21 protein-coding genes are annotated in these 26068 nt (G+C 43.2%); 18 read left to right on the forward strand and 3 right to left on the reverse strand.

The window, feature by feature from the left end; genetic code table 11:
- Positions 1 to 5 precede the first annotated feature (5 nt).
- The 5 genes from gtfA to NH462_RS02165 all read left to right on the forward strand — a co-directional run bounded on the left by gtfA (position 6) and on the right by NH462_RS02165 (position 5849).
- Positions 6 to 1475, forward strand: coding sequence for a sucrose phosphorylase (gene gtfA, locus NH462_RS02145; protein ID WP_019647312.1), 1470 nt, complete (start codon positions 6 to 8; stop codon positions 1473 to 1475).
- Positions 1476 to 1657: 182 nt separating this feature from the next.
- On the forward strand, positions 1658 to 2419 hold the full coding sequence (locus NH462_RS02150) for a metalloregulator ArsR/SmtB family transcription factor (RefSeq protein ID WP_010373244.1): 762 nt from the start codon (positions 1658 to 1660) through the stop codon (positions 2417 to 2419).
- A gap of 21 nt (positions 2420 to 2440) precedes the next feature.
- Positions 2441 to 3451 (forward strand): ArsJ-associated glyceraldehyde-3-phosphate dehydrogenase, encoded by a 1011-nt coding sequence (locus NH462_RS02155; RefSeq protein ID WP_069019406.1) that lies wholly within the window; start codon positions 2441 to 2443, stop codon positions 3449 to 3451.
- 6 nt (positions 3452 to 3457) lie between these two features.
- Complete coding sequence (gene arsJ / locus NH462_RS02160; protein WP_253103547.1) at positions 3458 to 4657, forward strand: organoarsenical effux MFS transporter ArsJ; 1200 nt, start codon at positions 3458 to 3460, stop codon at positions 4655 to 4657.
- Between the two features lie 94 nt (positions 4658 to 4751).
- Positions 4752 to 5849 carry a hypothetical protein gene (locus NH462_RS02165; RefSeq protein WP_253103549.1) on the forward strand — a complete coding sequence of 366 codons (1098 nt, stop codon included), beginning with the start codon at positions 4752 to 4754 and terminating at the stop codon, positions 5847 to 5849.
- Between the two features lie 36 nt (positions 5850 to 5885).
- On the opposite strand, the gene NH462_RS02170 is transcribed toward NH462_RS02165, so the two are convergent.
- Positions 5886 to 6917 (reverse strand): LacI family DNA-binding transcriptional regulator, encoded by a 1032-nt coding sequence (locus NH462_RS02170; RefSeq protein WP_253103552.1) that lies wholly within the window; start codon positions 6915 to 6917, stop codon positions 5886 to 5888.
- A 171-nt stretch (positions 6918 to 7088) separates the two neighbouring features.
- Between NH462_RS02170 and NH462_RS02175 the strand changes: the two genes are divergently transcribed.
- From NH462_RS02175 to NH462_RS02205, 7 genes are all read left to right on the forward strand, one after another.
- On the forward strand, positions 7089 to 7316 hold the full coding sequence (locus NH462_RS02175; protein ID WP_010605304.1) for a FeoA family protein: 228 nt from the start codon (positions 7089 to 7091) through the stop codon (positions 7314 to 7316).
- A gap of 18 nt (positions 7317 to 7334) precedes the next feature.
- Entirely contained in the window at positions 7335 to 9419 is a 2085-nt protein-coding gene (gene feoB / locus NH462_RS02180; RefSeq protein ID WP_253103555.1) for a ferrous iron transport protein B, read from the forward strand.
- 266 nt (positions 9420 to 9685) lie between these two features.
- Entirely contained in the window at positions 9686 to 10114 is a 429-nt protein-coding gene (locus NH462_RS02185) for a GNAT family N-acetyltransferase (RefSeq protein WP_253103557.1), read from the forward strand.
- Positions 10115 to 10219: 105 nt separating this feature from the next.
- Positions 10220 to 12073, forward strand: a complete 1854-nt coding sequence (locus NH462_RS02190; protein ID WP_253103559.1) for a monovalent cation:proton antiporter-2 (CPA2) family protein — start codon at positions 10220 to 10222, stop codon at positions 12071 to 12073.
- 25 nt (positions 12074 to 12098) lie between these two features.
- A complete protein-coding gene (locus NH462_RS02195) occupies positions 12099 to 12998 on the forward strand; it encodes a LysR family transcriptional regulator (RefSeq protein WP_019647314.1) in 900 nt (299 codons plus the stop codon).
- An 83-nt stretch (positions 12999 to 13081) separates the two neighbouring features.
- On the forward strand, positions 13082 to 13774 hold the full coding sequence (locus NH462_RS02200) for a pirin-like bicupin family protein (RefSeq protein ID WP_253103562.1): 693 nt from the start codon (positions 13082 to 13084) through the stop codon (positions 13772 to 13774).
- A 31-nt stretch (positions 13775 to 13805) separates the two neighbouring features.
- Positions 13806 to 14543, forward strand: a complete 738-nt coding sequence (locus tag NH462_RS02205; RefSeq protein WP_253103565.1) for a sulfite exporter TauE/SafE family protein — start codon at positions 13806 to 13808, stop codon at positions 14541 to 14543.
- 61 nt (positions 14544 to 14604) lie between these two features.
- On the opposite strand, the gene NH462_RS02210 is transcribed toward NH462_RS02205, so the two are convergent.
- The gene (locus NH462_RS02210; RefSeq protein WP_010373198.1) at positions 14605 to 15039 is read right to left on the reverse strand and encodes a hemerythrin domain-containing protein; all 435 of its coding nucleotides are present in this window, start codon (positions 15037 to 15039) and stop codon (positions 14605 to 14607) included.
- 17 nt (positions 15040 to 15056) lie between these two features.
- Positions 15057 to 15584, reverse strand: coding sequence for a hypothetical protein (locus NH462_RS02215; protein ID WP_253103568.1), 528 nt, complete (start codon positions 15582 to 15584; stop codon positions 15057 to 15059).
- A gap of 536 nt (positions 15585 to 16120) precedes the next feature.
- Here NH462_RS02215 and NH462_RS02220 point away from each other — a divergent pair.
- The 6 genes from NH462_RS02220 to NH462_RS02245 all read left to right on the forward strand — a co-directional run bounded on the left by NH462_RS02220 (position 16121) and on the right by NH462_RS02245 (position 26052).
- Positions 16121 to 18304: a pre-peptidase C-terminal domain-containing protein gene (locus NH462_RS02220; RefSeq protein WP_253103571.1), complete on the forward strand. Its 2184-nt coding sequence runs from the start codon at positions 16121 to 16123 to the stop codon at positions 18302 to 18304.
- 135 nt (positions 18305 to 18439) lie between these two features.
- Positions 18440 to 20269, forward strand: a complete 1830-nt coding sequence (locus tag NH462_RS02225; protein ID WP_253103576.1) for a M28 family metallopeptidase — start codon at positions 18440 to 18442, stop codon at positions 20267 to 20269.
- Between the two features lie 140 nt (positions 20270 to 20409).
- Positions 20410 to 22131, forward strand: a complete 1722-nt coding sequence (locus NH462_RS02230) for an ATP-binding protein (protein WP_253103580.1) — start codon at positions 20410 to 20412, stop codon at positions 22129 to 22131.
- Positions 22124 to 23479, forward strand: a complete 1356-nt coding sequence (locus NH462_RS02235; RefSeq protein WP_253103583.1) for a sigma-54 dependent transcriptional regulator — start codon at positions 22124 to 22126, stop codon at positions 23477 to 23479. The genes NH462_RS02230 and NH462_RS02235 overlap by 8 nt, the downstream gene beginning before the upstream one ends.
- A 161-nt stretch (positions 23480 to 23640) precedes the next feature.
- The gene (locus NH462_RS02240; protein ID WP_253103585.1) at positions 23641 to 24591 is read left to right on the forward strand and encodes a porin; all 951 of its coding nucleotides are present in this window, start codon (positions 23641 to 23643) and stop codon (positions 24589 to 24591) included.
- Positions 24592 to 24603: 12 nt separating this feature from the next.
- Positions 24604 to 26052, forward strand: a complete 1449-nt coding sequence (locus tag NH462_RS02245) for an SLC13 family permease (protein WP_253103588.1) — start codon at positions 24604 to 24606, stop codon at positions 26050 to 26052.
- The last annotated feature ends 16 nt before the right edge of the window (positions 26053 to 26068 follow it).

Raw genomic sequence — 26068 nt, forward strand, 5'->3', positions numbered from 1 at the left:
AAATTATGAAAAACCAAGTTCAGTTGATCACGTATGCTGATCGCCTGTCTGGCGGCGGCCTTGCACAATTAAATACGTTACTAACGGGCCCGTTAGCTGGACTATTTGGTGGTGTCCACATTTTGCCTTTTTACTACCCAATTGATGGCAGTGACGCAGGTTTCGACCCGATTGATCATGCCAAAGTCGATGAACGATTGGGCGATTGGCAACATATTAAGTTGATTGCCAAGCACTGTGAGGTAATGGCGGATCTTATCGTTAACCATGTATCAGGAGAGTCTGCGGAATTTGCAGATGTGTTGGCTCATGGCCAAAAGTCACCCTTTTGGCCGATGTTTTTAAAAGAGAAAGATGTCTTTCCTGATGGGATTACGCAAGCACAAGCGCAAGCAATTTATCGTCCGAGGCCAGGAAGTTGCTTTTCTAAAAAGGCGTTAGCGAGTGGCGAAGTTGTGGATTTTTGGACCACTTTTACTGATAACCAAATTGATATTAATGTTGAATCAGAAGCGGGGCGCGCTTACTTAGAAAAAGTCTTAACATTATTTGCAGACAGTGGAGTGAAAATTATTCGACTAGATGCCGCAGGGTATGCAATCAAACGCGTAAATACCAGCTGCTTTATGACTGATGAGGCCTTTGCTTTTATTAATCAATTATCTAAGCGCGCCAATGAGCTTGGCATGGAAACCATTGCCGAAATTCACAGTTATTACAAAACTCAAGTAGAGGTTGCCAGCAAAGTTGACCGTGTTTATGACTTTGCGCTCCCTCCGCTTATTTTACACAGTTTATTCAATAAAGATTTCTCGGCTTTAGCCAAGTGGTTGGATATTGCGCCGCGTAACTGTCTAACTGTGCTGGATACTCATGACGGAATTGGCATTATTGATGCTGGGCCTGAAGGGGATAAACCTGGGTTACTTGATGCTAATCAAATTGATGCCTTGGTTGAGCAAATCCATAGCAACAGTAAAGGCCAAAGTCGCAAGGCAACCGGCGCTGCAGCGAGCAATGTTGACTTGTATCAAGTCAATTGCAGTTATTATGAAGCCTTAGGGAAGCATGATTTTTATTATTTGGTAGCAAGAGCAATTCAGTTCTTTTGCCCTGGAGTACCACAAGTTTATTACGGTGGTCTATTGGCTATGGAAAATGACATGGTGCTCCTAGAAAAAAGTAATGTTGGACGCGATATCAACCGACCTTATTTGGATGTAGCGATGGTGGAAGCCGCACTCGATAAACCTGTCGTGAAAGGTCTGCAAACACTAATTAAACTGCGTAATACTAGTTGTGCATTTGATGGCAATTTTGCATTAACATGCCAAGGCTCAGATCTGGTTATAACTTGGGAGGGCAATAATGCCAAAGCGGAGTTGCGAGTTGATCTCGCAAAAGATGAAGCCGTGATTAAGATTTCTGAAAACGCCATAGAACAGGACTATAACATTCAATCGCTGCTTTCCTAACCATATCTAGGAACCAAAATTGCGCGTAGAAAGCTGGCTTTAAATACCTCAACATCGATTATCCTTGGTAGCGGCTCGCAATCTTAGGCGAGCTGCTATGTAAAGATAAATACCAACAAAGCGTAATTGACATAGCGGGGTGATTATATAACAATAAAGTTATATAATTAATTTGTTATGCGATGATGAAGATACTTTTTCTTTGTTCTGGAAACTCAACGCGGTCAATTTTAGCACAGGCGCTAGCTAACTTTCATGGCGGTTCGGATGTTCATGCCTATAGTGCAGGCACTAAGCCAAGCACTGTGAATGCGACTACGCTTTCAATGCTACGCCGTTTAGGGATTAATACGGACAATCTGTACAGTAAACACCTCAATGAGTATAAGGACGAACACTTTGATGTGGTGGTAACTTTATGCTCTGAAGTGCGATCTGAATGCGAAAGTAAACTGCAAGGAGAACATGTCCTAGCGTGGGATATTGCGAGTCCAGCTGAGAGAAGTCGCAATAACGCTTATGAGCAAACCTTGTTCGACATCAATGAACAAGTTATTTCCCTACTACGCGAAGGTAAGCCACAACATACGCTACTTACACCCTTGCAATTTTATAAATCCCTAGCGGATGAGATCCGCTTAAAAACGCTTGCCATGTTGATGGTGGAAGGTGAGCTATGTGTTTGCGAGCTAATGGCTGCGCTTGAACAAGATAGCCAACCCAAGGTTTCACGGCATTTAGCGCAGCTAAAGAAGGCTGGAATTCTATGTGATCGCAAGCAAAAACAATGGGTATTTTATTCTATAAACCCAACACTACCGCTATGGATGAAGGCGGTGATAAACGCCACGGTTATGCATCAACCAGATTATATAAAAGCTGAGTTAGTGAGGCTAAATGCGATGGGCGAACGGCCAACACGCATGGCAACTTGCTGTAACTAATAATTAGATTTTGGAGTTCTTATGACGATTAAAGTAGGGATCAATGGTTTTGGTCGAATGGGGCGTTTGGCGCTTCGCGCTAGCTTTGACTGGCCTGAAATCGAGTTTGTACAAATTAACGATCCTGCGGGCAATGCAGAAACCCTAGCACACTTGCTAGAGTTTGATTCTGTCCATGGTAAATGGCATCACAGTGTGTCTTTTCAAGATGAACAGATCCAAATAGGTGAAACTGTGTTGTCGGTGACTCAAAACAAAGAGATTGCGCAAACCGACTGGTCTCAATGTGACGTCGTGATCGAAGCGTCCGGAAAAATGAAAACCAAAGCTTTGCTGCAACAGTATTTAGATCAAGGCGTTAAGCGTGTTGTTGTTACGGCGCCGGTAAAAGAAGAAGGCGTATTGAATATTGTGATGGGAGTGAATGACCATCTATACGACGACATGCCCCACCAAATCGTAACAGCCGCTTCTTGTACCACGAACTGCTTAGCGCCAGTCGTAAAAGTATTGCAACAAAATATCGGCATAAAACATGGTTCGATGACAACTATTCACGACATCACCAATACGCAAACCATTTTGGATGCGCCACATAAGGATTTACGCCGCGCGCGGGCCTGTGGCATGAGTTTAATTCCGACAACAACGGGTTCAGCGACTGCTATTACCCATATCTTTCCAGAATTAAAAGGTAAGCTAAATGGTCACGCCGTTCGTGTTCCGTTAGCAAATGCTTCATTAACAGACTGCGTGTTCGAGGTCGAGCGGCCAACTACAGTGGAAGAGATTAACCACTGGATGGCGCAAGCCGCAGCTACTGAGCTTAACGGAATTTTAGGTTATGAATCAAGACCACTAGTTTCTATTGACTATAAAACGGATCCTCGCTCTAGTATCGTCGATGCGTTATCTACAATGGTAGTTAATGGTACTCAGGTTAAGTTGTACGTGTGGTATGACAACGAGTGGGGCTATGCAAATCGTACCGCGGAATTAGTACGTAAAGTGGGATTGTCGTTAGGCGAATAAAGCATTATGCAGCTGCGCAATATACCTCAAAATATCAAGCAATATCTCATTGTGACAGGCAACTATTGGGCGTTTACCTTAACGGATGGTGCGCTCAGAATGTTGGTGGTGCTTTACTTTCATCAATTGGGTTATAACCCGCTTGAAATTGCCATGCTATTTCTCTTCTATGAAATTTTTGGTGTTGTCACCAATTTAATTGGAGGATGGCTTGGCGCACGCATTGGCTTAAACCGCACCATGAATATTGGGTTAGGCATACAAATAGTGGCATTATTGATGTTGGTAGTACCAACGCACTGGCTCACCGTGCCTTATGTTATGGCAGCACAGGCGCTCTCAGGTATTGCCAAAGATCTCAATAAAATGAGTGCCAAAAGTGCGATAAAGGCCATCGTAAAATCGGGTGAAGAAGGGACCTTGTTTAAATGGGTAGCAATACTTACCGGCTCTAAAAATGCGCTAAAAGGCGTCGGATTTTTTCTTGGCGGGTTGTTGCTTACCTTACTTGGCTTTACCGGCGCGATGTGGTTGATGGCAATCATGTTGCTATTAGTGTGGCTATTTAGCCTTATCAGTTTAAAAAGCGATTTAGGCAAGGCTAAAAGCAAACCCAAATTTAGTGATGTATTTTCAAAAAGCCGAGCCATTAATATGCTGTCAGCCGCGCGATTGTTTTTATTTGCCGCACGGGATGTTTGGTTTGTGGTTGCGCTTCCTGTCTTTTTATCGCAGCAGTTCGGTTGGGATCATTGGTGGGTTGGTGGCTTTATGGCTACTTGGGTCATCGGTTATGGCATCGTGCAATCAACAACTCCTAGATTTATTAGTCGTGATACGTTTGCATCAACACCAAGTAAAGTCAGCGGATGGGCGTTGTATTTAGCGGCTATTCCGCTGTTGATTGCTATCTCACTTCAAGCGCAGCTCTGGACAAGCTTAGCCGTAGTAGGTGGACTTTTGCTCTTTGGTTTTGTGTTTGCTATCAATTCATCTCTTCACAGCTATCTTATTGTGAGTTTGGCCGATAGTGATGGAGTGTCACTTGATGTGGGCTTCTATTATATGGCGAACGCTATCGGGCGATTACTCGGTACAGTACTGTCAGGTTGGATCTTTTTGGAGTATGGATTAGCGGCTTGTTTAGTAATATCTTGTATATTCTTAATCACAGCAGGACTGATTTCAAACAAAATTGTTAGGTAAATGTGTTTGCTTGTGAATATTCTTGTTCCTTATATGGTTTCATGCTTTACTAATCTGGATTTATTCAGCTGACTATATATTAAGGAGAATATAAGTGAATAAATACCTGTCAGTTTCAAGTTTGGTGCTAGCGGCTATATTAACTTTAACTAAGGTTGCTACAGCTGAAGCTTCAGCCAGAGAAATGTATGATTCGGAATTATATTATACATGTGATGCAAGTAACGCTGAAAACTTTGCTAAAAAGTATCTGCCAGTACTGACGTGTTATGAAAATGAAGGAGTAATTGGTAGAGAGCACATCCAAGAATGTTGCTCTGATACTAAAGAAGTCTCAATTATCAATGCAAACTCTAAGCTGAAGTGGCTTTATAAGTTATGGCATGCTAATCAAGGAGGGGTTAGTGCGGAAATGGAGCTTCTAAGTCAAATTTTACCTGTACCAAATCATGCAAATGCATTAGCGGACGAGTTAATCAAGTCTTATGATGCTTGGGGCCGAGCAACAACGATAGTTTCCCAAGAGTATAATTCATCAAGTATGCAATCTACGCTGGCTATCGATACTAGCACTAGCCGCCAGCAAACGTTATCTGAAAATAACTGTGAAAATGAAGCTATTACCCGAGCTGCAAAACTCGCTTTCGACGATAGGACAAGAACGACTCTACGAAGACGTGCGGAAAATGAATTAATTGAAGAATATGGTAGCTTAGGGGCGGCATTTGAGACTACTCGTGTTACTCAGTTTGGCTTCAAGATAGGTTTGGGAAGTGTTGGATTTAAAGATCAAGTAGAGTATGTACCGCGAAGAAGAATGATAGATATAGAGTTTCATGATGCACTGAATGGCAACCATAGAGTGGTATATAATTTAGAGTTTAGTAATGGTATTCGCATGGATTTAAACAAAGACATGACGAAATTTGCAGGAATAACCGTGCGCCATTTAAGGGAGAGTCCTGCAAGCCAAAACGTAATGAGGAATTGCATTATCGAAACGCTTAATATATATAGAAAAGCGAGTGTGAAAAGTAGTGATACTTCAGATGGTGCTATTGATTTACCGCCAGCTACTGGGCGATATCCAAGTCGCAATTCTGGTGGAGGTGTAGGTGGAGAGTTTTGTACATGGACTTTCTATGATCCTTGGGGAGAGGTGCTTTTCGAAATGGAAGGCGGTTGTCCGTAAGGAGCTTCTCATATTTAAGTATTTAGCTTGGGGCAATTAACAGCTTTGCCCCATTTTTAAGGTATAGCCAAGCATTACTTTAGCATCGCTTTTATCCAAGAAGAGTTTGGCTGCTTCTCGGCCTTTTTCTTCACTATTTTGATGAATGGTAGTTAGGCTGGGGCTAAAGCGTAGCGCTTCATCAACGCCATCAAAACCAACGACTTTAAGCTCCTGCGGTATCTTTACACCAAGTTTTTTGGCTTCTCTTAACAGCGGTAGTGCAATTAAGTCACTCATACACAGTACGGTATTAGGCCTTGGTGAGAGGTTAAGTAGTTCTTTTGCTGCGATATTTGCAAACCTTTCGCTGCTTTCAGGAATATTCCATACTCTGTCTTCGCCAAGTGTTAACCCACACTCTTCAATGGCTTTGAGATATCCGCTATAGCGCTGATGCGCAATAGAAGTCTCTAAGTCTATTAGGCTTTGCTCGTATACGCGGCAGAGCAAATCAGTGTCTAATAATCTCAAACCAAAAATAGCAACATCACTTTCGTCGTTTAGTGCTTTACTCGCTACGTCAAAGGCGGCTTGTTGGTTGTCTATATTAATACTGGCATGCGAGGGCAAATCAAAGTCAACCGTCACAACCTGTTTGCTAACATTCGCAAGATGCTCAATTAACTTGGGATTACGCGGGCGGCCATAACAAATTAAGCCGTCGACGAAATCGACAATGTCTCCGACATTATCTGCGGTGCCTGAGAACAGTAGTAGGTTAATATGCTGAGCTTCTAAAACGCTTGCAACTCCTCGCATAAAGCTACTTGCAACGGGATCTGATACCATATATTCAACGCTATCGGGTAGTACCAGCGCGACAATGTTAAACGAGCCCTTACGCAGCGATTGGGCTGCCTTGTTAGGTCCAAAATAACCCAATTCTTTACAGGCTTTTAAAATTTCTTCTCGTTTGGATTTAGAAAGTTGATCTGGTCTGTTAAAAGCATTCGATACAGTTGCATTTGACACGCCTAATTCCGCCGCAATGCTTTTGAGCGTCCATTTTTTTTTGTCGTTACTCATTGGCAGGACCCCTTAATACAGTCAGGCATATGGCAATGGTTTAGTTCATCTTAACTAGTAAACACCTTAAATAACAAGCAATAATAGATTATTGTCGCAATCTAGTTTAAAGAAAATAGTCAATGAGGTATGATGCGCCCATACTTTTATTGCAAATTGTTCTCATAATCAATGACATTAGATAAACTTTCCAAAAATAGCGCAGCGACCATCACTTCTCTTACCCATCCAGATACTGCGTTACTGAGTCGAATAATGGCACTTGGAATTATTCCTGGTGAGCAAATAGAAGTCATTAACGTCGCCCCACTTGGATGCCCGATGCAAGTGAAAATTGGCGACACCTTTGTGAGCGTGCGTAAGGCCGATGCACAGTTCGTTGAAATTGAAGTTTTATAAGTTATTAAGGGCTCACGTATGAAAATTGCGTTAGTGGGCAACCCGAACTGCGGGAAAACCACATTATTTAACCGCCTGACCGGCTCTAAACAAAAAGTAGGGAACTGGCCAGGGGTAACTGTCGAGAAAAAATTCGGCTATTTTGCTTTAGAAAACACAAACGTAGAATTGGTAGATTTGCCCGGGCTCTATAGCATGGAACAAATTGAACCAAGCCAAGATGAGCAAATCGCGTGTGACTTCCTAAAGCAAAATGAAGCTGACGTCATCATTAACATCGTGGATGCCGCAAACTTACAGCGAAATCTAGTATTAACTTCCCAGCTGAAAGAATTAGGCAAACCTATTCTCGTTGTTGCAAATATGGTTGATGTCGCAACACAGCGTGGGAGAAAGTTAGATTTAAAAAGACTCTCTGAACAGTTAGGGTTACCTGTAGTGCCATTCCACGGTGCTAAAGGTACAGGGCAAGAAGCGTTGTTGGAACAACTCGCACAGATCACTCGGTTTCCAAAAGCACCTGTGATGGAAAACACCGAAAGCACTAGCAGCGATCCACTCGAAAAAGCGGTTGCTCGTCACCGAGCAGTGAAAAAATTGGCTGATGGCGTAAGTATCATTACGCCAAAACGTGCAGATACGACAGAAACGCTTGATAAAATCGTGCTCAACCGCTGGCTTGGTGTACCTATTTTCTTAGCCATGATGTATTTAATGTTTACCATTGCGGTTAATGTTGGTGCTGTATTTATCGACTTTTTTGACATCGCCGTGGGCGCCTTACTTATCGATGGTGTAAAAATCTTGCTAACAGATATTGGCGCACCTCAATGGCTGGGTGTGTTATTGGCTGATGGTTTTGGTGCGGGTATTCAATTAGTGGCGACCTTCATCCCTGTTATTGCGGTGCTATATCTGTGCTTATCCATTTTGGAAGATAGTGGTTATCTTTCTCGGGCCGCGTTTGTTATTGACCGTTTGATGTCATCCATTGGTCTACCGGGCAATGCTTTTGTACCTTTGATCGTTGGATTCGGCTGTAATGTGCCTGCGGTTATGGCGTCAAGAACGATGGGTCGAGAGTCAGATAGATTACTGACGATTATTATGGCGCCATTTATGTCCTGCGGTGCACGTTTGACGGTATATGCGTTATTTGCAGCGGCTTTCTTTCCAACGAACGGAGCCAATGTTGTTTTTGGTCTGTATTTGCTTGGCATAGTGGTTGCGGTAGGTTCTGGCTTTTTATTTAGAAAGCAAGTATTCAAAACGCAAAAATTACCCTCATTTACCGAGATGCCAGTGTATCATATGCCAATTTGGCGCAATATATTCATTACCACTTGGCAGCGTCTGAGCGGCTTTATCAAACGTGCTGGCAAAACAATTGTCATGGTGGTTATTTTACTCAGTGCATTAAACTCGATTGGTACCGATGGCTCGTTTGGCAATGAGAATACAGATAGGTCACTTTTGGCGAAGGCTGCACAAGTGGTCACGCCAATCTTCGAGCCAATTGGGTTAAAAGAGGAAAACTGGCCTGCTACGGTTGGTGTTGTGACTGGTATGTTTGCCAAAGAAGCTATTGTCGGTACTTTAGATGCGCTTTATACCGGTGTCGAAGAAGAAGGTGGAGAGTTTTCATTGTTGGCTTCGTTAAAAGAAGCGTTGATGACCATAGTAGACAATAGTAAAGATCTTATCGCAAACCTTGGTGATCCATTAGGACTTAACGAATTAGAGTCAGGCGCTGAAAGTGGCACTGCGCTACTTACTGCAATGGCCGCGAAATTTAATGGTCAAATCGGTGCATTTAGTTATCTTGTCTTTATCTTACTTTATACGCCTTGTGTAGCGGTATTAGGTGCAATTAAACGTGAATCTGGCGGTAAGTGGATGTGGCTAGTGATTGGCTGGACGACCTCAATTGCTTATATCATGGCGACTTTAGTTTACCAAGCTAGTCAGCTAAGCACCTCGCCAACGAGTGCTTCGCTTTGGATTATAGCGATGTTGTTGTTTGGATTTGCATGGTGGAAAGGATTATCCCGACTGGGTAATAAACTTAACCAACCACCAACCTATCAAATAAACTTAGGTTAGTTATTCAAAAGCTTGGTTAATTGAGCGGCGCTTAGAGCGCCGTTTTTTATGTCTGGTATTGAGCAAAAAAAAGCAGTGCTAACTGAGTCAGCACTGCCAACAACTCTAAATCAATCAAGGGGAGTCTTCAAAAAGGAGATTACGCCGCTTTATTGACGGAAGAGTGACGCAACAATGAAAGATTTATGACTGTGAAAATTTCACTTTGCTTCTAGCTTAAAATCGCTTAATTTTTAGCTCTATTCTTGCTGTTAACAGGGAAAATAATGATAACCACTGATACTCCTCTAATTTTACGCCATCTTGATACTATCCATGCGCTGATCTCTAATTCTTATTGGGCAAAACAAATGCCTAAAGTATTGCTAGAAAAAGCCATTCAAAATAGTCTGAGCTTCATGTATTTGGATGATAAAGGCGAGTTTCAGGGTTTTTGTCGCGTGATAACCGACTATGCCACCTTTGCCTATCTTGCCGACGTGATAGTTGAGGAAAGTGCCAGAGGTAAAGGGGTAGGCAAAGCGATTGTTCAAGCCGTGGTTGACCATCCAGAGCTACAAGGCTTAAGGCGCTTTATGCTGGCAACGTTTGATGCACATACTCTATATGAAAAATTCGGCTTTGCAGCGGTGCCAGATCCAAGTATTTTGATGCAGATCAGCCATCCTACAATATATTCGGATTTACAAAATTAATTGCTGGATTTTAGTCACTTATATTTTGTTTTTTAGAACGAAGACTGGATAAATGGACTTACCCTGAACATAATAAAGACGATAACAACAACAGGTGTCTTTATTATGTTACTGCTCGCGACTATCTATTTGGCTGCTGCGATATTGGCGGTGCCAATCGCTAAACGGCTAGGGCTCGGCTCTGTGCTTGGATATTTATTGGCAGGGATCCTAATTGGTCCTCATCTTCTTCATCTTGTGGGAGAGCAAACTGACGTCATGCACTTTGCCGAGTTTGGCGTGGTGATGATGCTATTCTTAGTCGGGCTTGAGTTACAACCCAAAAGGCTCTGGACGATGCGCCGCTCTATAGTTGGTCTCGGTGGCTTACAAGTGGTTATCACAACGGCTGTACTCTATTTCGCGATTGATTTAGCGCTTGACTTTTTGTGGCAGCAATCATTAGCTATTGCGTTAATGTTGGCACTGTCTTCTACCGCCATTGCACTGCAAACCTTAAATGAAAAAGGCTTGATTAAACAATCTGGCGGTCAAAATGCGTTTTCGGTGTTGTTATTTCAAGATATAGCCGTGATCCCCATTCTCGCGATTATGCCGTTGTTAGCATTTAGTGATTTGGCTGTGAGTGATGGCCACGGCAATTTGTTACATGCTTTCCCGACTTACCTCCAAGTGGCTATTTCTGTTTTTGTGATTTTGGCTATCATCGCCGCTGGGCATTATGTCGCCGCGCCGTTATTTAGATATATTGCCAGCACTCGAATGCGCGAGCTATTTACCGTAGTGGCGCTATTTATCGTTATCGCCACCGCGTTATTGATGCAAAGCATTGGTTTATCCCCAGCGCTTGGAACATTTCTTGCGGGTGTTGTTCTCGCGGAAAGTGAATTTCGCCATGAATTAGAAGCCGATATTGAACCGTTTAAAGGGTTACTTCTTGGCCTCTTTTTCATGACAGTCGGCGCATCAATCGACTTTTCCTTATTGGCACAAAAATGGTTATTTATTTTAGCGTCAGTGGTGCTATTAATGGGGTTAAAGGCGGTTATTTTATATTTGTTGGCAACGGTGTTTTCACTGCATAAGCGAGCGACATGGTTATTTACCGCAGCCCTGTGTCAAGGCGGGGAGTTTGCGTTTGTACTACTTTCTGTTACTGGCAGTTTAGCAATCTTAACTCCAGATCAAGTCGCGTTAGTTACACTGGTTGTTGCGGTATCTATGCTCGGATCACCCCTCATTTTTATTCTTTATGACAAAATAGTTGAACGTCAGGCCAATACTACTCAAGAACAAGATAGCTTAGAGACGATGGAAGCGACACAAAACGTTATTGTGGTCGGCTACGGGCGTTTTGGCCAAGTGATAGGGCGCTTGCTCCATGCTCAGGGTTATCATTTATCGATCTTGGATCACAGCCCAAGTCAAATTGAATTACTCCGTCGCTTTGGCAATCAAGTGTTTTATGGCGATGGTGCACGATTAGATTTGCTCGAAGCCGCAGGGGCTCACGAAGCGCAAATGCTGGTCGTAGCGATTGATGAACCAGATAAAACCCTCGAAATCGTCAGGTTAGCGCAACAACACTTCCCTAATCTAAAACTTGTTGTCCGTGCGACCGACCGTCGTCATGCCTACCAACTAATAAAATTGGGTGTCACTGCCTTTGAGCGAGAAACTTTTGTCTCTGCTGTGAAGCTAGGTGAGCAGGCGCTTAAGTTATTGGGCCATAGTGAAGAAGATGTCGCACGAGCGGGTTACCTCTTTACCAAACACGATGTTGAATCTATGCACATGCTCGCCGATGTGTGGGGAGACGATGAAAGCTATGGTATTGCGATCCGTCAGCGTATGGCTGACCTCAAACAGGTACTTCAGGCGGACGAAAAAGCGCAAGAAGATCTTAATACCTGCCATGGTGAAAATTGTGAAGATAAACCACCAGCCATAAAACAATAACGTATATATATTAGGTTAAATCAGTATGTTGAGAGTGACATTAGAACAGTGGCGGATGTTTAGAGCCGTTGTTGAATATGGTGGCTTTAATCAAGCTGCTAAAGAAGTACATAAAAGCCAGTCAAGTATCCACACTGCGGTCCATAAAATTGAGAAAGGTCTTGGTGTTAAGCTTTTTAGAGTCGAAGGGCGAAGAACCCTGTTAACCGAAGCGGGCGAAATGATGCTGCGCCGTGCCAATTATCTCTTGGAAGAAGCGGCAAAAGTGGAAGCGGTAGGGCAGACGCTGGGCGAGGGGGTCGAGAGTCAATTGCGTATAGCGGTCGATGAAATTTTCCCACAGCAGGTACTATATAAGGTGCTAGAAAATACATCTGCACAATACCCTTTATTGCGTGTTGAGCTGGTTGAGTCAGTATTAACAGGCGCATCTGAACTTTTGCAAAATACTGACGTAGACATCGCTATCTCGCCGGTGACTTTACAAGACGGGTTCAGTGAAGAATTGTGCCAAATTGAGTTTGTTGCAGTGGCAAATCCCAATCACGCATTACATCAATTTGGTCGCGCGCTTACATTCGAAGACTTAAAATCCCATCGCCAAATCGTAGTGAGAGACTCTGCAATCTCACGTAAAAAAGATGAAGGTTGGTTGGGGGCGCATCAACGTTGGACGGTGAGCCATATGACAACCTCGATAGATATGATAGCGCAAGGCTTAGGATTTGCTTGGTTACCTATTCCGGCTATCAAAACGCAACTAGATTCTGGCGTCTTGAAACCACTACCACTATCGCAACATAGTCAGCGTAAAGCACAGCTTCATCTTATTTTTAAAGATGGTGACAGGCTTGGGCCCGCAGCGCGCGCATTTATTGGTGAGTTAAGATATCGGTGCATGCAGCTGGAAGATTCTGTTGAGTAGAATGATTGATGTTAGATTATCAAATTTTATTCGTTTCAAACAGGTAATAGACTAAGGTCATCAACATGCGTTTGGAGCGAAACATGCGATATATTCGAAAAGCACAAGATAGAGGTAAAGCAGATTTTGGTTGGTTGCAAAGCCAACATAGTTTCTCATTTGGTCGATATTATGATCCCGCCCACATGGGATTTGGTAATCTTAGGGTGATCAATGATGACACGGTGCTTGGTGGTCATGGCTTTGATACTCATGGTCACCGAGATATGGAAATTATTTCCTATGTCATTGGCGGTGAATTAGCACATCAAGATAGTATGGGTAATCAGTTTACTGTGGCGGCAGGTGAAGTTCAGAGAATGAGCGCAGGTAGTGGCATTCTTCATTCAGAATATAATGCTTCAAAGACAGCGCCTGCACACTTTTTACAAATTTGGATAGAGCCAAAGCTTAAAGGCATAATGCCAAGTTATGAACAAATTCAAATTAAACAAAGTAGCGCACTTACGCCCATTGTTACGCCTACAGGCGTGGAGGGCACTCTGAGTATCAATGCTGAAGCTGAAATATACCGCTTGCAGCTACATCAAGGTCAACAGATTGAGCTGAATGCGCACGCGCAAAAAGCCTATTTGCACATTGTTGGCGGCGAAGCGACGCTTGATGGTGAGGGGTTTCAGCAAGGCGATGGCATCGGTCTGATTGCTGGTGACAACATGCAGGTTACCGCAGTAACAGATGTTGAAGCGCTGTGGTTTTTATTACTTAATTATTAAATTCAGCGCCTAAAATTAAAGGAATTGAAGAATGACAGAACCAATTCAACTTGCAGTAATTGCCCTTGTCGTTCTGCTAAGTGGTATTTCAAAGTCTGGCTTCGCAGGTGCGTTAGGGGCGTTTTCTGTTCCAATTTTGATGATGGTGTTGAACCCAAGGGATGCCATTGCGTTGATGCTTCCGCTACTTATCGTCGCGGATGTTTTTAGCCTGAAGAGCTATTGGCGCTTATGGAATGTGTCAGAATTAAAGCGGTTATTGCCAGGTACACTAGTCGGGATAGCCTTAGCAACGCTTTTTCTTCAAGGCGTCAGTGAGTTTTGGCTGACGGTTGTGATTGCAGCGATGAGCATAATATTTGCGCTTAAAAGCTTACTGATAAAAAATACACCTGAAAGTGTTGGGCACTTAAGGTTACTGGCCGCGAGCACCTCTACCGCAGCTGGTATCTCCACGACCTTAATTCATGCAGGCGGCCCACCACTCATGGTGTATTTTAACGCTCGAAAATTAGAGCCAACGGCTTATATCGCGACGGTTGCGGTACTATTTGCGCTGATGAATGTGATTAAGTTGGCGACCTTCTCTGCAACTGGGTTGTTACAGTGGCAACATGTGCTGCTTGCTATCTGTTTTACACCTTTAGCGTTGCTTGGTAATAGGCTCGGTGTGCACCTTGCGAAACGCTTACCTAAAAAGCAATTTTTGCTGGTGATGAATGGACTACTGCTCATACTTGGACTGGTATTAATAGGTAAATTGCTGTGATGGTGTCGGTTACCAAAATCTAGCAAAGTAAATGCCCACAACATGTTGTGGGCATAGAAAGCTATAACTGTTCTTCCATCTCTTTTTGATACTCATCTGCAAGTTGCGACTTTTCACTTTTATCAAGTACCTTACCCGCTCGCTGGAAAAACGCTTGCTCTTCGTCAGCCAAGTGATGCTCAACTTTGTCTTTGAGTTTTTTCAATTTAGTTAGCCAACTAGGGTCGGAAAACTCCGTATTATCCAGTGCCTCAATTAACTCATCAATTTCATGGTGCTCCGCGATACCGTGGCGAGAGTCTTCGATCGTCATATCGCTGTCCATGAGAGGGGCGTAAAAGTACCTTTCTTCTGCGATGGCATGCGCTTCTAGCGCGTCTTTCAACTCTTTATAGTATTTTTCGCGGACCTTTGAATCACCAGACGTGTCTGCCAACATATTCAATAGGGCGCGTTGATGATCGTGATCTTGCTTTATTGCATTAAAAATTTCCATGTAGGTTACCTCTTGTTTTAGTTTAAAACATCTGCTTTGCTGTTGTTTTTAAAAAACGACATGAGTTTGCTGCGATGCGCCTCATTATTCGTTTTAATGATAAGCAGCCACTTGCCCTCTGCGATTTTATTCATCACCGCCTGATTAAACGCATCTTTGTCCGGACGCAAAGAAATAAGGCCTGAAGCAAATAGCCCTAAAAATAAGCCGGGGCTTAATAAAGCGATAAACGTTAAGTAAGGATTAGCTTGTGTGAAAGCCGGTCCATAACTTACCAATAGCCCTGCGATGAGAAAGCCTAATATCACCCCCATGCTGCCAAGGTATAAATGCCAATTAAGCATGTTTCTGGCAAGACGGCTTTCGCTTTTAGGTTCAAGTCTTTTGTCGGCATCTTTGTCATACGGATTAACCAGTTGTAGATGCTCATGTTGAACAAGGTGGCTATTTAACAATTCATTTTGCAATTCTTCTGCGGCTGCTTTCCCTGTTAGAACGGCCCCAACTCTATGATCTGCGTAGGATAATATTTCAAAAGTATCCATTACTCCTCCTAATTTCGTTGCAGCTTGTAATTATTCAAACTGCAAGTGTTATACCGAGAGAGTAAGATTTCTAATGTATTGAATTTTATTAATAATTTTAAATTCTATATGTTGTTGGGTTGAACAAATGAAGCACAAACAAGAAAGAATTACCGAGTAGTTACTACATGTTTTGATACAACATAATGATTGTAAAGTTAGTTTAGGGAAGAAATTGGCATATTTACTCATATCGTATCAAAAAATTTACAAAGATGTGTTTTGTTACTTAATTCAAGATATTAAGCCTGGGTCTATTTTTTAAACAAATGCATGAAAGCATTGCATAAATATTTAAAGTAAATTAAATATTATTAAAATGTTAACTTTGGGGTTTATTTATTTGATTTGCTGCCTAGTCTAATAAGGCGTGGCAAAAGCTAATGGCTTGCCATGTCTTCTGCAGTTGAAGGAGAAAACAGTCACATTTCATCCAAGACTTCTTGTGAAGCAATGATGAAAAGGACAATAAAACAACAATACTAGGAGTGTAATTCGTGAAATTATCTACAGTAACTATGGCTACGGCGTGTGCGATTGCGTTTACTTCGCTCAGTGCTCAAGCTGCTACAAAACAATACTTAAACCAGCAAGCTGACATTAATACTATGCTTAAATCAGCCTCTCAAACTGTGTTGAGTACACAGCCAGAAGTGCTGATTGGTTTAGAAAATGCTAGCCAACTAAAGGAGCTTAAAAGCTTCAATAGTAAAAAAGGTGAAGTAACTAAGCGTTTCCAACAAATGTACCAAGGATTACCAGTGATTGGTGATTCGGTCATTTTAACGTTTGACGATGCCGGTGCGCTTAAAAAAGCTCACGGTGCGGCGGTTTATAACATCGCGGCTGACATCGGTTCGGTAAAACCCAAGCTAAATGCCAAAATGGCGTTGAGTCAGTTTGAAAAACAGTCGCTTAGTGCAGACAAAAAGCTTAAAAAACATAACGAAAAATCTCGCCTTGCGATCTGGCTTGATGGCAATTCAACGGCACGTTTAGTGTACGAAGTCACTTTTGTTACTTATGGTGATGAGCCTAAGCGTCCATATTTGATCATTGATGCAAACACAGGCGAAGTGTTAGAAAGCTTCAACAACTTGCAGCATGCAAATGCGACAGGCCCTGGTGGTAACCAAAAAACGGGTCGTTACCAGTATGGTACTGATTACGGTCATCTAGACGTAGCGCAGTCGGGTAATACTTGTACCATGACGAATGCGAACGTTAAGACAATTAACTTAAATCACGGTAGCAGCGGTTCGACTGCACATAGCTTTACGTGCCCAGAAAACACAGTTAAAGAAATTAACGGTGCATACTCACCGCTAAATGATGCTCATTATTTTGGTAATGTAGTATTTAATATGTACAACGATTGGCTAGGTACTGCGCCATTGTCGTTCCAGCTTAAAATGCGTGTTCACTACAGCAGCAATTATGAAAATGCGTTCTGGGATGGCAGCGCGATGACTTTTGGCGATGGTGCGAATACATTCTACCCGTTGGTAAGTCTTGATGTATCTGCTCACGAAGTGAGCCATGGTTTCACTGAGCAAAACTCAGGTCTGGTATACCGTTATAAGTCAGGTGGCTTGAACGAAGCGTTTTCTGATATGGCAGGTGAAGCCGCCGAATTCTTTATGAAAGGCAGCAATGACTGGTTAGTTGGCCAAGACATCTTCAAAGGCAGTGGCGCATTGCGTTATATGAATGACCCAACGCAAGACGGTCGCTCAATCGATCATCAGTCTAACTATACGTCTAGCATGGACGTTCACCACACTTCAGGGGTGTTCAATAAAGCCTTCTACAATCTAGCAACTACGGCAGGTTGGGATACGAAAAAAGCCTTTATCGTAATGGCAAAAGCTAACCAAATGTATTGGACCGCTAATACTGACTGGGACTTAGCTGGTAATGGCGTAATGGATGCGGCATGTGACCTAGGTTATGAACCAGGTGACGTACAAGCTGCTTTAGCAGCGGTTGGCGTTAACTCAAACTTAAGCACAGGTAGTAGCTGTGATACTAACCCACCACCACCTCCTGGTGGCGACGAAGAGTTGACGAACGGTCAGCCTCGCACTGGGATCAGTGGCGCGGCAAAAGAGCAAATGTTTTTTACCCTTGATGTGCCAGCTGATGCGACTAGCCTAAACTTCACAACTTCTGGTGGTAGCGGTGATGCGGACCTTTATGTTAAGTATGGCTCTCGTCCGACACTAAACACCTATGACTGCAATAGCACAACGTCTACAAGCAACGAAAGCTGCGATATTAGTAACATTCAAGCTGGTAAGTACTACGTGATGGTCGAAGCGTGGAATCAGATTTCGGGCGTAACTTTGACTGGTACATACAGCTCAACAGGTGGAACTCAACCAATTGATCGCACTGAGTCAAATGTCAGTGTTGCATCTGGCAGCTGGACACGTTTCACGCAAGATCTAAATGCTAGCTACAGCAGCCTTGAAGTGAGCATTTCAGGTGGTTCAGGTGATGCGGATCTATACGTAAACTTTGGTTCTCAATCAACAACGTCGAGCTATCAGTGTCGCCCTTATAAAAACGGTAACAACGAGACCTGTACGATTGCAAACCCACAACAAGGTACTTGGTATATTGATTTACGTGGCTATAGCGCAGCAAGCGGTGTAACACTGAATATCAAAGCGAACTAAGTAACAATTATAGGGAGCGAAAGCTCCCTTTCTTTATTAATAAATAAAATCATAAATTTACCTCATTTGAATAATCCTTTTATTTTGCTCAGCGCTTAAATCATGTTGTTATTCAAATGAGTTGAGGATACAACAATGAAATTAACTACACCTATGCTACTGAGCATTGCCTGTTTGAGTGGCTTTTCTGAAGCGTCTGAAGAGGTTTGGGTGACGATGGATGCGAAGTCTAGTCAGCATTTCCAAGTCCATAATTCTATTCGCGGTACTCATTTCGAGCAGCTTTCTTTACCAAACAGTGAAGTCAAAGCGTTAAAAGTACCTGCAAACTTACACTCACACCTGAGTGCATTTATGCACGACGAATATCACCGCTGTGGTGGTTTTGTCGCCCATGACTCCTTAGAGCAGGCGCAAAGCTATCTTGCACAGTTAGAAAGCGTAAACCCAAGTGCGACGCTGGTTAACTACAGCATTGATAACCCCACTCGGGTTAACAGCTTAATCTCAAAAGTCAGTACAGTGAACTTGGACAGCAGCGTCAACTCGCTAACCAGTTTTTATAACCGCTATTATACCTCGCAAACAGGCATTGATGCTGCTGCATGGGTCAAGCAAACATGGAGTGATATTGCAGCAAGTCGCTCAGATATTAGTGTTGAATATTTTAGCCATTCTTGGGCTCAATCTTCAGTGATTGTCACCATTCCAGGTAGTGAACTGAGTGATGAAATCGTTATTATCGGCGGGCATCTTGATTCAATTAACCAATCTAACTCGAGTGGGCTTGCGCCGGGTGCGGATGATAATGCCTCTGGGATAGCTGTGCTTACCGAAGCGCTAAGCGCTATTGTTGAAGATGGTTATCAGCCTCAGCGGACAATCCAAATCATGGGCTTTGCGGCAGAAGAAGTTGGGCTTCGAGGTTCTAAAGCTATCGCGCAGTCGTACAGCTCTCAGGGAAAAAACGTAGTCGGTATGACACAATTTGATATGACTGGCCGCAATGGCAGTAGTGCGGATATTGTGATGATGACAGACTATACAAACAGCGCACAGAATCAGTTCTTAGGCCAATTAATAGAAACTTATTTGCCAAACCTAAGCTATGCTTATGACCAATGCGGTTATGGTTGTTCTGACCATGCATCTTGGTATCAGCAAGGGTTCCCAGCTTCTATGCCATTTGAATCAAGAATGTCTGAGATCAACAGAAAAATTCATACCACCAACGATACCGAATTTGATTCAACACATGCACAAAAATTTGCAAAACTCGCGCTGGCGTTTGTTGCTGAGCTTGGCAAAAATGCGGGTGATACACCTCCGCCACCGCCAAACAATGAGCTTGAAAATGGCGTGGCTAAAACGGGGATTTCTGGCGCTTCTAAAAGCCAACAGTTTTTCACCATGGAAGTACCACAAGGTGCAACTAATTTAAGTTTTACCACGTCAGGTGGTAATGGTGATGCCGATCTCTACGTTCGCTATGGCTCCAAACCTACTTTGAACACTCATGACTGCAAAAGCACTAACTCGTCTAGTAACGAGCAATGCAATATTTCCGCTGTGCAAACTGGCACGTATTACGTGATGGTAGAAGCATGGAACGCGATTTCGGGGGTCAGTTTGGTAGGGCAATACGATACCTCAAGTGGCAATACGCCTATTGACGAAATTATCAATAATATTTCTGTCGCCAGCGGACAGTGGCAGTATTTTAGTCAAGCACTAACTGCGGGATACCAAACCCTGACAATTACGACGTCGGGAGGCACGGGAGATGCGGATCTTTATGTTAATTTTGGCACGCAACCAAATACCAGCACCTACCAATGTCGGCCATACAAAAATGGCAATAATGAGGTATGTACAATCTCCAATCCTCAGGCTGGCACTTGGCATATCGGCCTGCAAGGTTACCAAGCAGCAAGCAATGTAACGCTAAATATTAGCGCGAATTAATACGCGTTTAAAATCAAGACCGGAGATAAAACCTTGTTTATCTCCGGTCTTAGCGCTTAGTGATATATTGATTTAAAGAGATTTGATTTAATTGATATTCTGCTTCTGATAGACTCAGTGAGTTCAATTAGGAGTTGCGTGTGTCACATAAGTTCTCAGTTAAGATATTAATTTATCTTTTATTATTATTTTGTGGGCTGTGGGCAAGCTATTTGTTCAATGTGGCACAGGATGAGGAAAGCGTTCTTGTTCAGACTAAAACCAATCTAGAAAAGCTCAATAGTTATATCCAGACTGAATTTACTCGTTATCAAGCTATCCAAACGCAATTGAGCTTAAGCAATTTAGTGCAATCAGGCTTACAGCAAGCAACTGCTATAAACTCCAATGAACTGGACAGATATCTACAGGACATTCAAATATCCAGTGGTGCGTCAGACGTTTACCTGCTAGACCTCAGTGGAACTGTGATTGCAAGTAGCAACTGGTATTTGCCGCATAGCTATAAAGGCAGCAATTTTGCCTTTCGCCCCTATTTTTACGAAACAATCAAGGGCAATGAACATGTCTCTTTTGCGCTCGGTTTACGTTCCAAAACCCGTGGCTTCTATTTTGCTAAATCTGTCTACAAAGACGGCTCGCTTGTGGGCGTGGTGGTGATGAAGGTTAACGCCAGTAAATTTGAATCAGATAAAGCCCAGCTTGATACGGGAACTGATAGCCATTTCTTGATTGTGGACGATAATCATATTGTACTGGCATCTGATGTTGAGCAGTGGCGGTTAGGCTCGTTAGGGGAACTGTCCCCAGCAAAGCGCAAAGAAATTGAATCCTCAAGGCAGTTTGAAAACGAATCTCTGTTTCCGATTGATTGGCGCGTGCTTTCACCAACCAGAGTGAAAACTTCATCTCATGGCAGCGACGCGCTGATGCAAAAGAGGCCGCTTAACAAGCAATACACTCTTTATTTGCTGCATGAAGTTGCGCCTATCAAAGCTGCACAGTGGCCGCGGCTTGGGGTAACTGCACTAGTATTGATTTTACTCTTTGTTGTTGTCGAGTACACGTTGAGTAAATTGACAGGATACCGACAACTGCTTTTCAGCCAGCGGAGTCTCGAGGCTGAGGTTGCCAGCCGCAAGCAAGCGCTCGAGCAGGCGCAAGATGCACTGATTCGCGCTGCCAAGTTGGCAACCATAGGGCAGCTCAGCGCCAGCATTAACCATGAAATCAATCAACCGCTGAGTGCCATGAGTGCGTATGTTGCCAGCGCCAAACGGTTGGCTCAAAAGGGAGACGTGAACAAAGTAGTCGAAAATATGGTCCTGATCCAATCTTTGATCACTCGAGTGCATAAAATCGTGGCGCAGCTAAAGTCATTTAGTCAGCATCATGATAATAAGATGCTGGTGGCCAACCTTAAACACTCAGTAGATAACGCCTTAGTTATAGTTGGGCCTGAACTCAAACGCTACGGTGTAGCAATTCAAAGTGAGGGGCTTGCGTGCAATATCTGGGTTGACCCATTTAAGTTTGAGCAAGTTCTGGTAAATATTATTAGCAATGCGTGCCAAGCGATTGTTGAGCAAGATAATAAATGTATTTATATTCGCGCCGTGGAGCATGAAGGCAAGATCCAGCTGTCTATTATTGATTCGGGCGAAGGGATAAAGCAGCACGCTTTATCCAACATATTTGAACCGTTTTACACCACTAAATCAGGTAATGGTTTAGGCTTAGGGTTATCCATTTCAAAACAGATCATTGAATCGTTTCATGGCAAACTCAGTGCCCATAATCATCCGCAAGGTGGCGCCGAGTTTTTAATTAGCTTACACACAAAGAATCCACAACATGACTGAAGAGAAAACACTGTTAATCATCGATGATGAACAAAGTATACGAGATGCGCTAAAACAACTATTTGAAATAGAAGGGTACTCAGTGCAGTGTTTTTCCAGTGCAACGCCTGCATTAAAAAAGCTTTCTCGTCAGTTTAGCGGTGTTGTGCTTTGTGACATCAACATGCCCGAGATCAATGGCATTCAATTTTTAGAGCTGGTGATGCAGTTTGATTCTGAGTTACCTGTGGTATTTCTAACCGGCTTTGCGGATGTTGAAGTGGCGGTAAAAGCCATCCAAAAAGGGGCTTACGACTTTTTCGAAAAGCCCGTGTCAGAGCCGCTACTCGACTGTATAGAAAGAGCGCTTGATAAACGCCGGTTGGTGATGGAAAACCGAGAGCTAAAAGCGCAAGTCAAGAAAAAGTCTGCGCCGGGCGTACGGATCTTAGGTGAGACAAAACAAATGCAGCAAATGCTGTATTTGCTTGATGCTGTGATTGATACCCCTGCTGATGTACTAATTGAAGGTGAAACCGGTACGGGAAAAGAATTGGTGGCACGATACTTACATGACCATAGCGAGCGCTCAAATCATAACTTCGTCGCTATCAATTGCGGTGCAATTCCAGAAGAACTGATTGAAAGTGAATTATTTGGTGCCAAAAGCGGTGCATTTACGGGAGCCAAAGAGTCTCGCGAGGGAAAATTTTCTTTTGCCCAAGGCGGTACGGTATTTTTGGATGAAATCGAAGCCATGTCTGCGGCTTTACAAGTGAAGCTGCTGCGCGTTTTAGAAGAAAGAAGTGTGACGCCTGTTGGCAGCAACACTGCAATAGCACTGGACATTAGGGTGGTTGCAGCGACCAAAGTGGATTTACAAACCTTAGTCGCGCAAGGTAAATTCCGCTCGGATTTATTTTATCGACTTAACCTCGTCAAAGTGATGATCCCATCACTTCGTTCCAGAAAAGCTGATATTCCGCTGCTATATAAACACTTTAGCTCCATTGCTGCTACTCGATTTCATAAACCTATGCAGCCAATTAGCCCTGAATTAGAGGCGCAGCTACTGGCACAAGATTGGCCTGGGAACGTGCGAGAGCTGAGAAACCACGCCGAGCGCCATATTTTACTCGGTGGTGCGATGACTGCGAGTAACATGCAAAACAATTTGTCTGATGAAACGTTGAGTTTGGCTGAGAAGGTGAGCTACTACGAACAATCGTTAATTGAAGAAGCGCTGGCACAAAGCCAAGGTAGTATAAAAGATGCGATGAATTTGCTAAAAGTGCCGAGAAAAACCTTGTACGACAAGATGAGTAAGTATGGTTTAAATCGCACTATGTTCACCAATGATGATGGGTGAGTTTAGTGACACATTATAGATTTAAGTGTGCGGAAATCCGCACATTTTAGCCACCATTAACCTTTGATTTTGATTTATCCATTTGATTTATATTAAAAAATAAACTCTGGTCTCAGAATTGCGTTGTCTTAAGCGACAATAATCAAAAAATGAGACAAGTTATGACAGCAAGTAAATCTTTAGTGGCGTTGACAGTTGCCAGTGCAACGTTATCAGCCTCTGCGTTAGCCGCAGACTACAGCATTTATGGTAAAGCAGAAGTTCAAATTGCCAACACAGACAAAGGTGTAATGCGCTATACCAAAGAGGGCACACAAATTGACGCACCATTTTCGAGAATTGGTGTAAAAGGTGCCCACGGATTATCAAGCGATCTAAAACTCGTCTACAAATATGAAGTACAAGTTAAAGGTTTTGAACACGACGATACCACCGAGCCATTTTCAGCAAGGAACACCTATGTTGGCCTTGAAGGGAAATTTGGTACCGTTTTAGTGGGCAGAAACGACACACGTTTTAAGTTCAGTGAAGGTAAAATCGATCAATTTAACGAAACCCAAAGTGATATTGCTCAAGTGCTAGCAGGCCAAGACAGAGTTGGTGATTCAATTACCTATTCTTCACCTAAATGGAATGACTTTTCTTTTTCTCTGACCTACACACCTAAAGACGACGCTAGCAACGATGAAGCCGGGTTTGCAGCAACCGCAATTTATGGTGACCGAGCATTAAAAAATAAAGATTACTATGTTGCCCTAAGTCATACCGACAGTATTGGTAATTTGGTTGCTACGCGTATCGCGTTGGCTTACAAGTGGCAAAAGTTACAACTTGGTGCCATCATCCAAGACAGTGAAAATCTAGCGAAAGACAAATCGGGTAATGGCTATGTGCTAAGCGCAAGTTACCATCTCGACGATAATTGGCGTCCGAAGCTACAGTTTGCCAAAGACTCAAGCGGATTACGCCACAGTGAAGATGCGACTCAGTGGACGCTAGGTACAGACTATATTTTCGATAAACAAACTAACTTGTATGTGATGGCAACGCAGCTCGACCTTGAAACACAAGACGATACTAGCATCGCTGTTGGCTTAAAATATAAGTTTTAAAGGTTCAAGATAATGACAGAAGAGAATAAAAAAACGATAAAAACGCAGCTGTTTCTGTGGCTTGGTCCCTTGGTAATGTTACTGATCTGTTTGGTTGAACCACCATCGGGTATGTCGGTTGAGGCTTGGAGAACCGCAGGCTTAGCGTTTTGGCTAGCTTCTTGGTGGATAACCGAAGCTGTGCCTATTCCGGCGGCTTCGTTATTACCCTTGGTTATTTCGCCTCTAGTCGGTATTGCATCTATTAAAGCGGTTGCTGCACCGTTTGCGCATCCTTTGATTTATCTATTTCTGGGTGGATTTTTGCTCTCAATCGCCATGGAAAGGTGGGGGCTGCATAAACGCATCGCGCTGAATACCATGTTGTTCGCAGGCACTAAACCGAGTATACAGATCTTAGCGATGATGGGCGTGACAGCATTTTTATCTATGTGGATGTCAAACACGGCAACGGCGGTCATGATGTTACCGATTGCACTTTCGGTTATTCACTTGGTAAAAGAGCAGGGTGGAGATAGCCAAAGCTTTGCTAAAGCGCTATTACTTTCTATCACTTATGGAGCCAGTATTGGAGGCATTGCAACTTTAATTGGTACGCCACCAAATGCGTTAATGGCTGCTTACTTATCCGACAGTTATCAAATTGAGATTGGCTTTGCCACTTGGATGATGATTGGTGTGCCTTTGTCTTTGGTGATGCTGGCATTTGCTTGGTTCTGGTTGACCAAAGTGACTTACAAGGTCGATAAAGAAGAAATTAATGTTGATACTAAGTCGTTATTTACTTCCCAATTAAAAGCACTCGGTGAAATGTCTCGTGCGGAGAAAGGGGTTTTTGCGGTATTTATTTTAGCGGCAGTGTGCTGGATCTTTAGACCGCTAATTGGTGATATTACGGGTCTTAAATTGTCAGATACTGGCATTGCAATTGCCGCTGCACTGTTACTATTTGTTCTTCCAGCCAAGTCGGGAAGTGACGAACGTATTTTAGATTGGGAAAGCGCAGCTAAGGTGCCTTGGGGTATTTTGCTATTATTTGGCGGTGGTTTATCACTAGCGGCACAGATCAAATCTTCAGGACTTGCCGATTACATTGCTAACTTACTTGCGGGCGCGGATGCCATGGGCTTAGTGCTTGGAGTACTAGTTGTTGCAGCACTTATTACGTTCTTAACGGAAATTACCAGCAATACCGCAACGGCTGCAGGCTTTTTACCTTTACTTGGCCCTGTCGCTGAATCAATCACGGGTTCTCCTTTAGCTTGGGTTATTCCTGCTGCAATCGCGGCCAGTTGCGCCTTTATGATGCCAGTTGCAACACCGCCAAATGCCATCGTATTTGGCTCGGGTGAGATCAAAATTAAAGACATGATCCGAGCAGGGTTTGTTTTGAACATAGTCGCGATAGGGTTAATTACAATTGTTACCTTGACTTTGGCAAGGAGCATACTAGGGTTTTAAAGTTGCCATTCTCCAC

Origin of the sequence: Pseudoalteromonas sp. OANN1, from assembly GCF_024124685.1 — a bacterium.
Classification (GTDB): Bacteria; Pseudomonadota; Gammaproteobacteria; order Enterobacterales; family Alteromonadaceae; genus Pseudoalteromonas; species Pseudoalteromonas piscicida.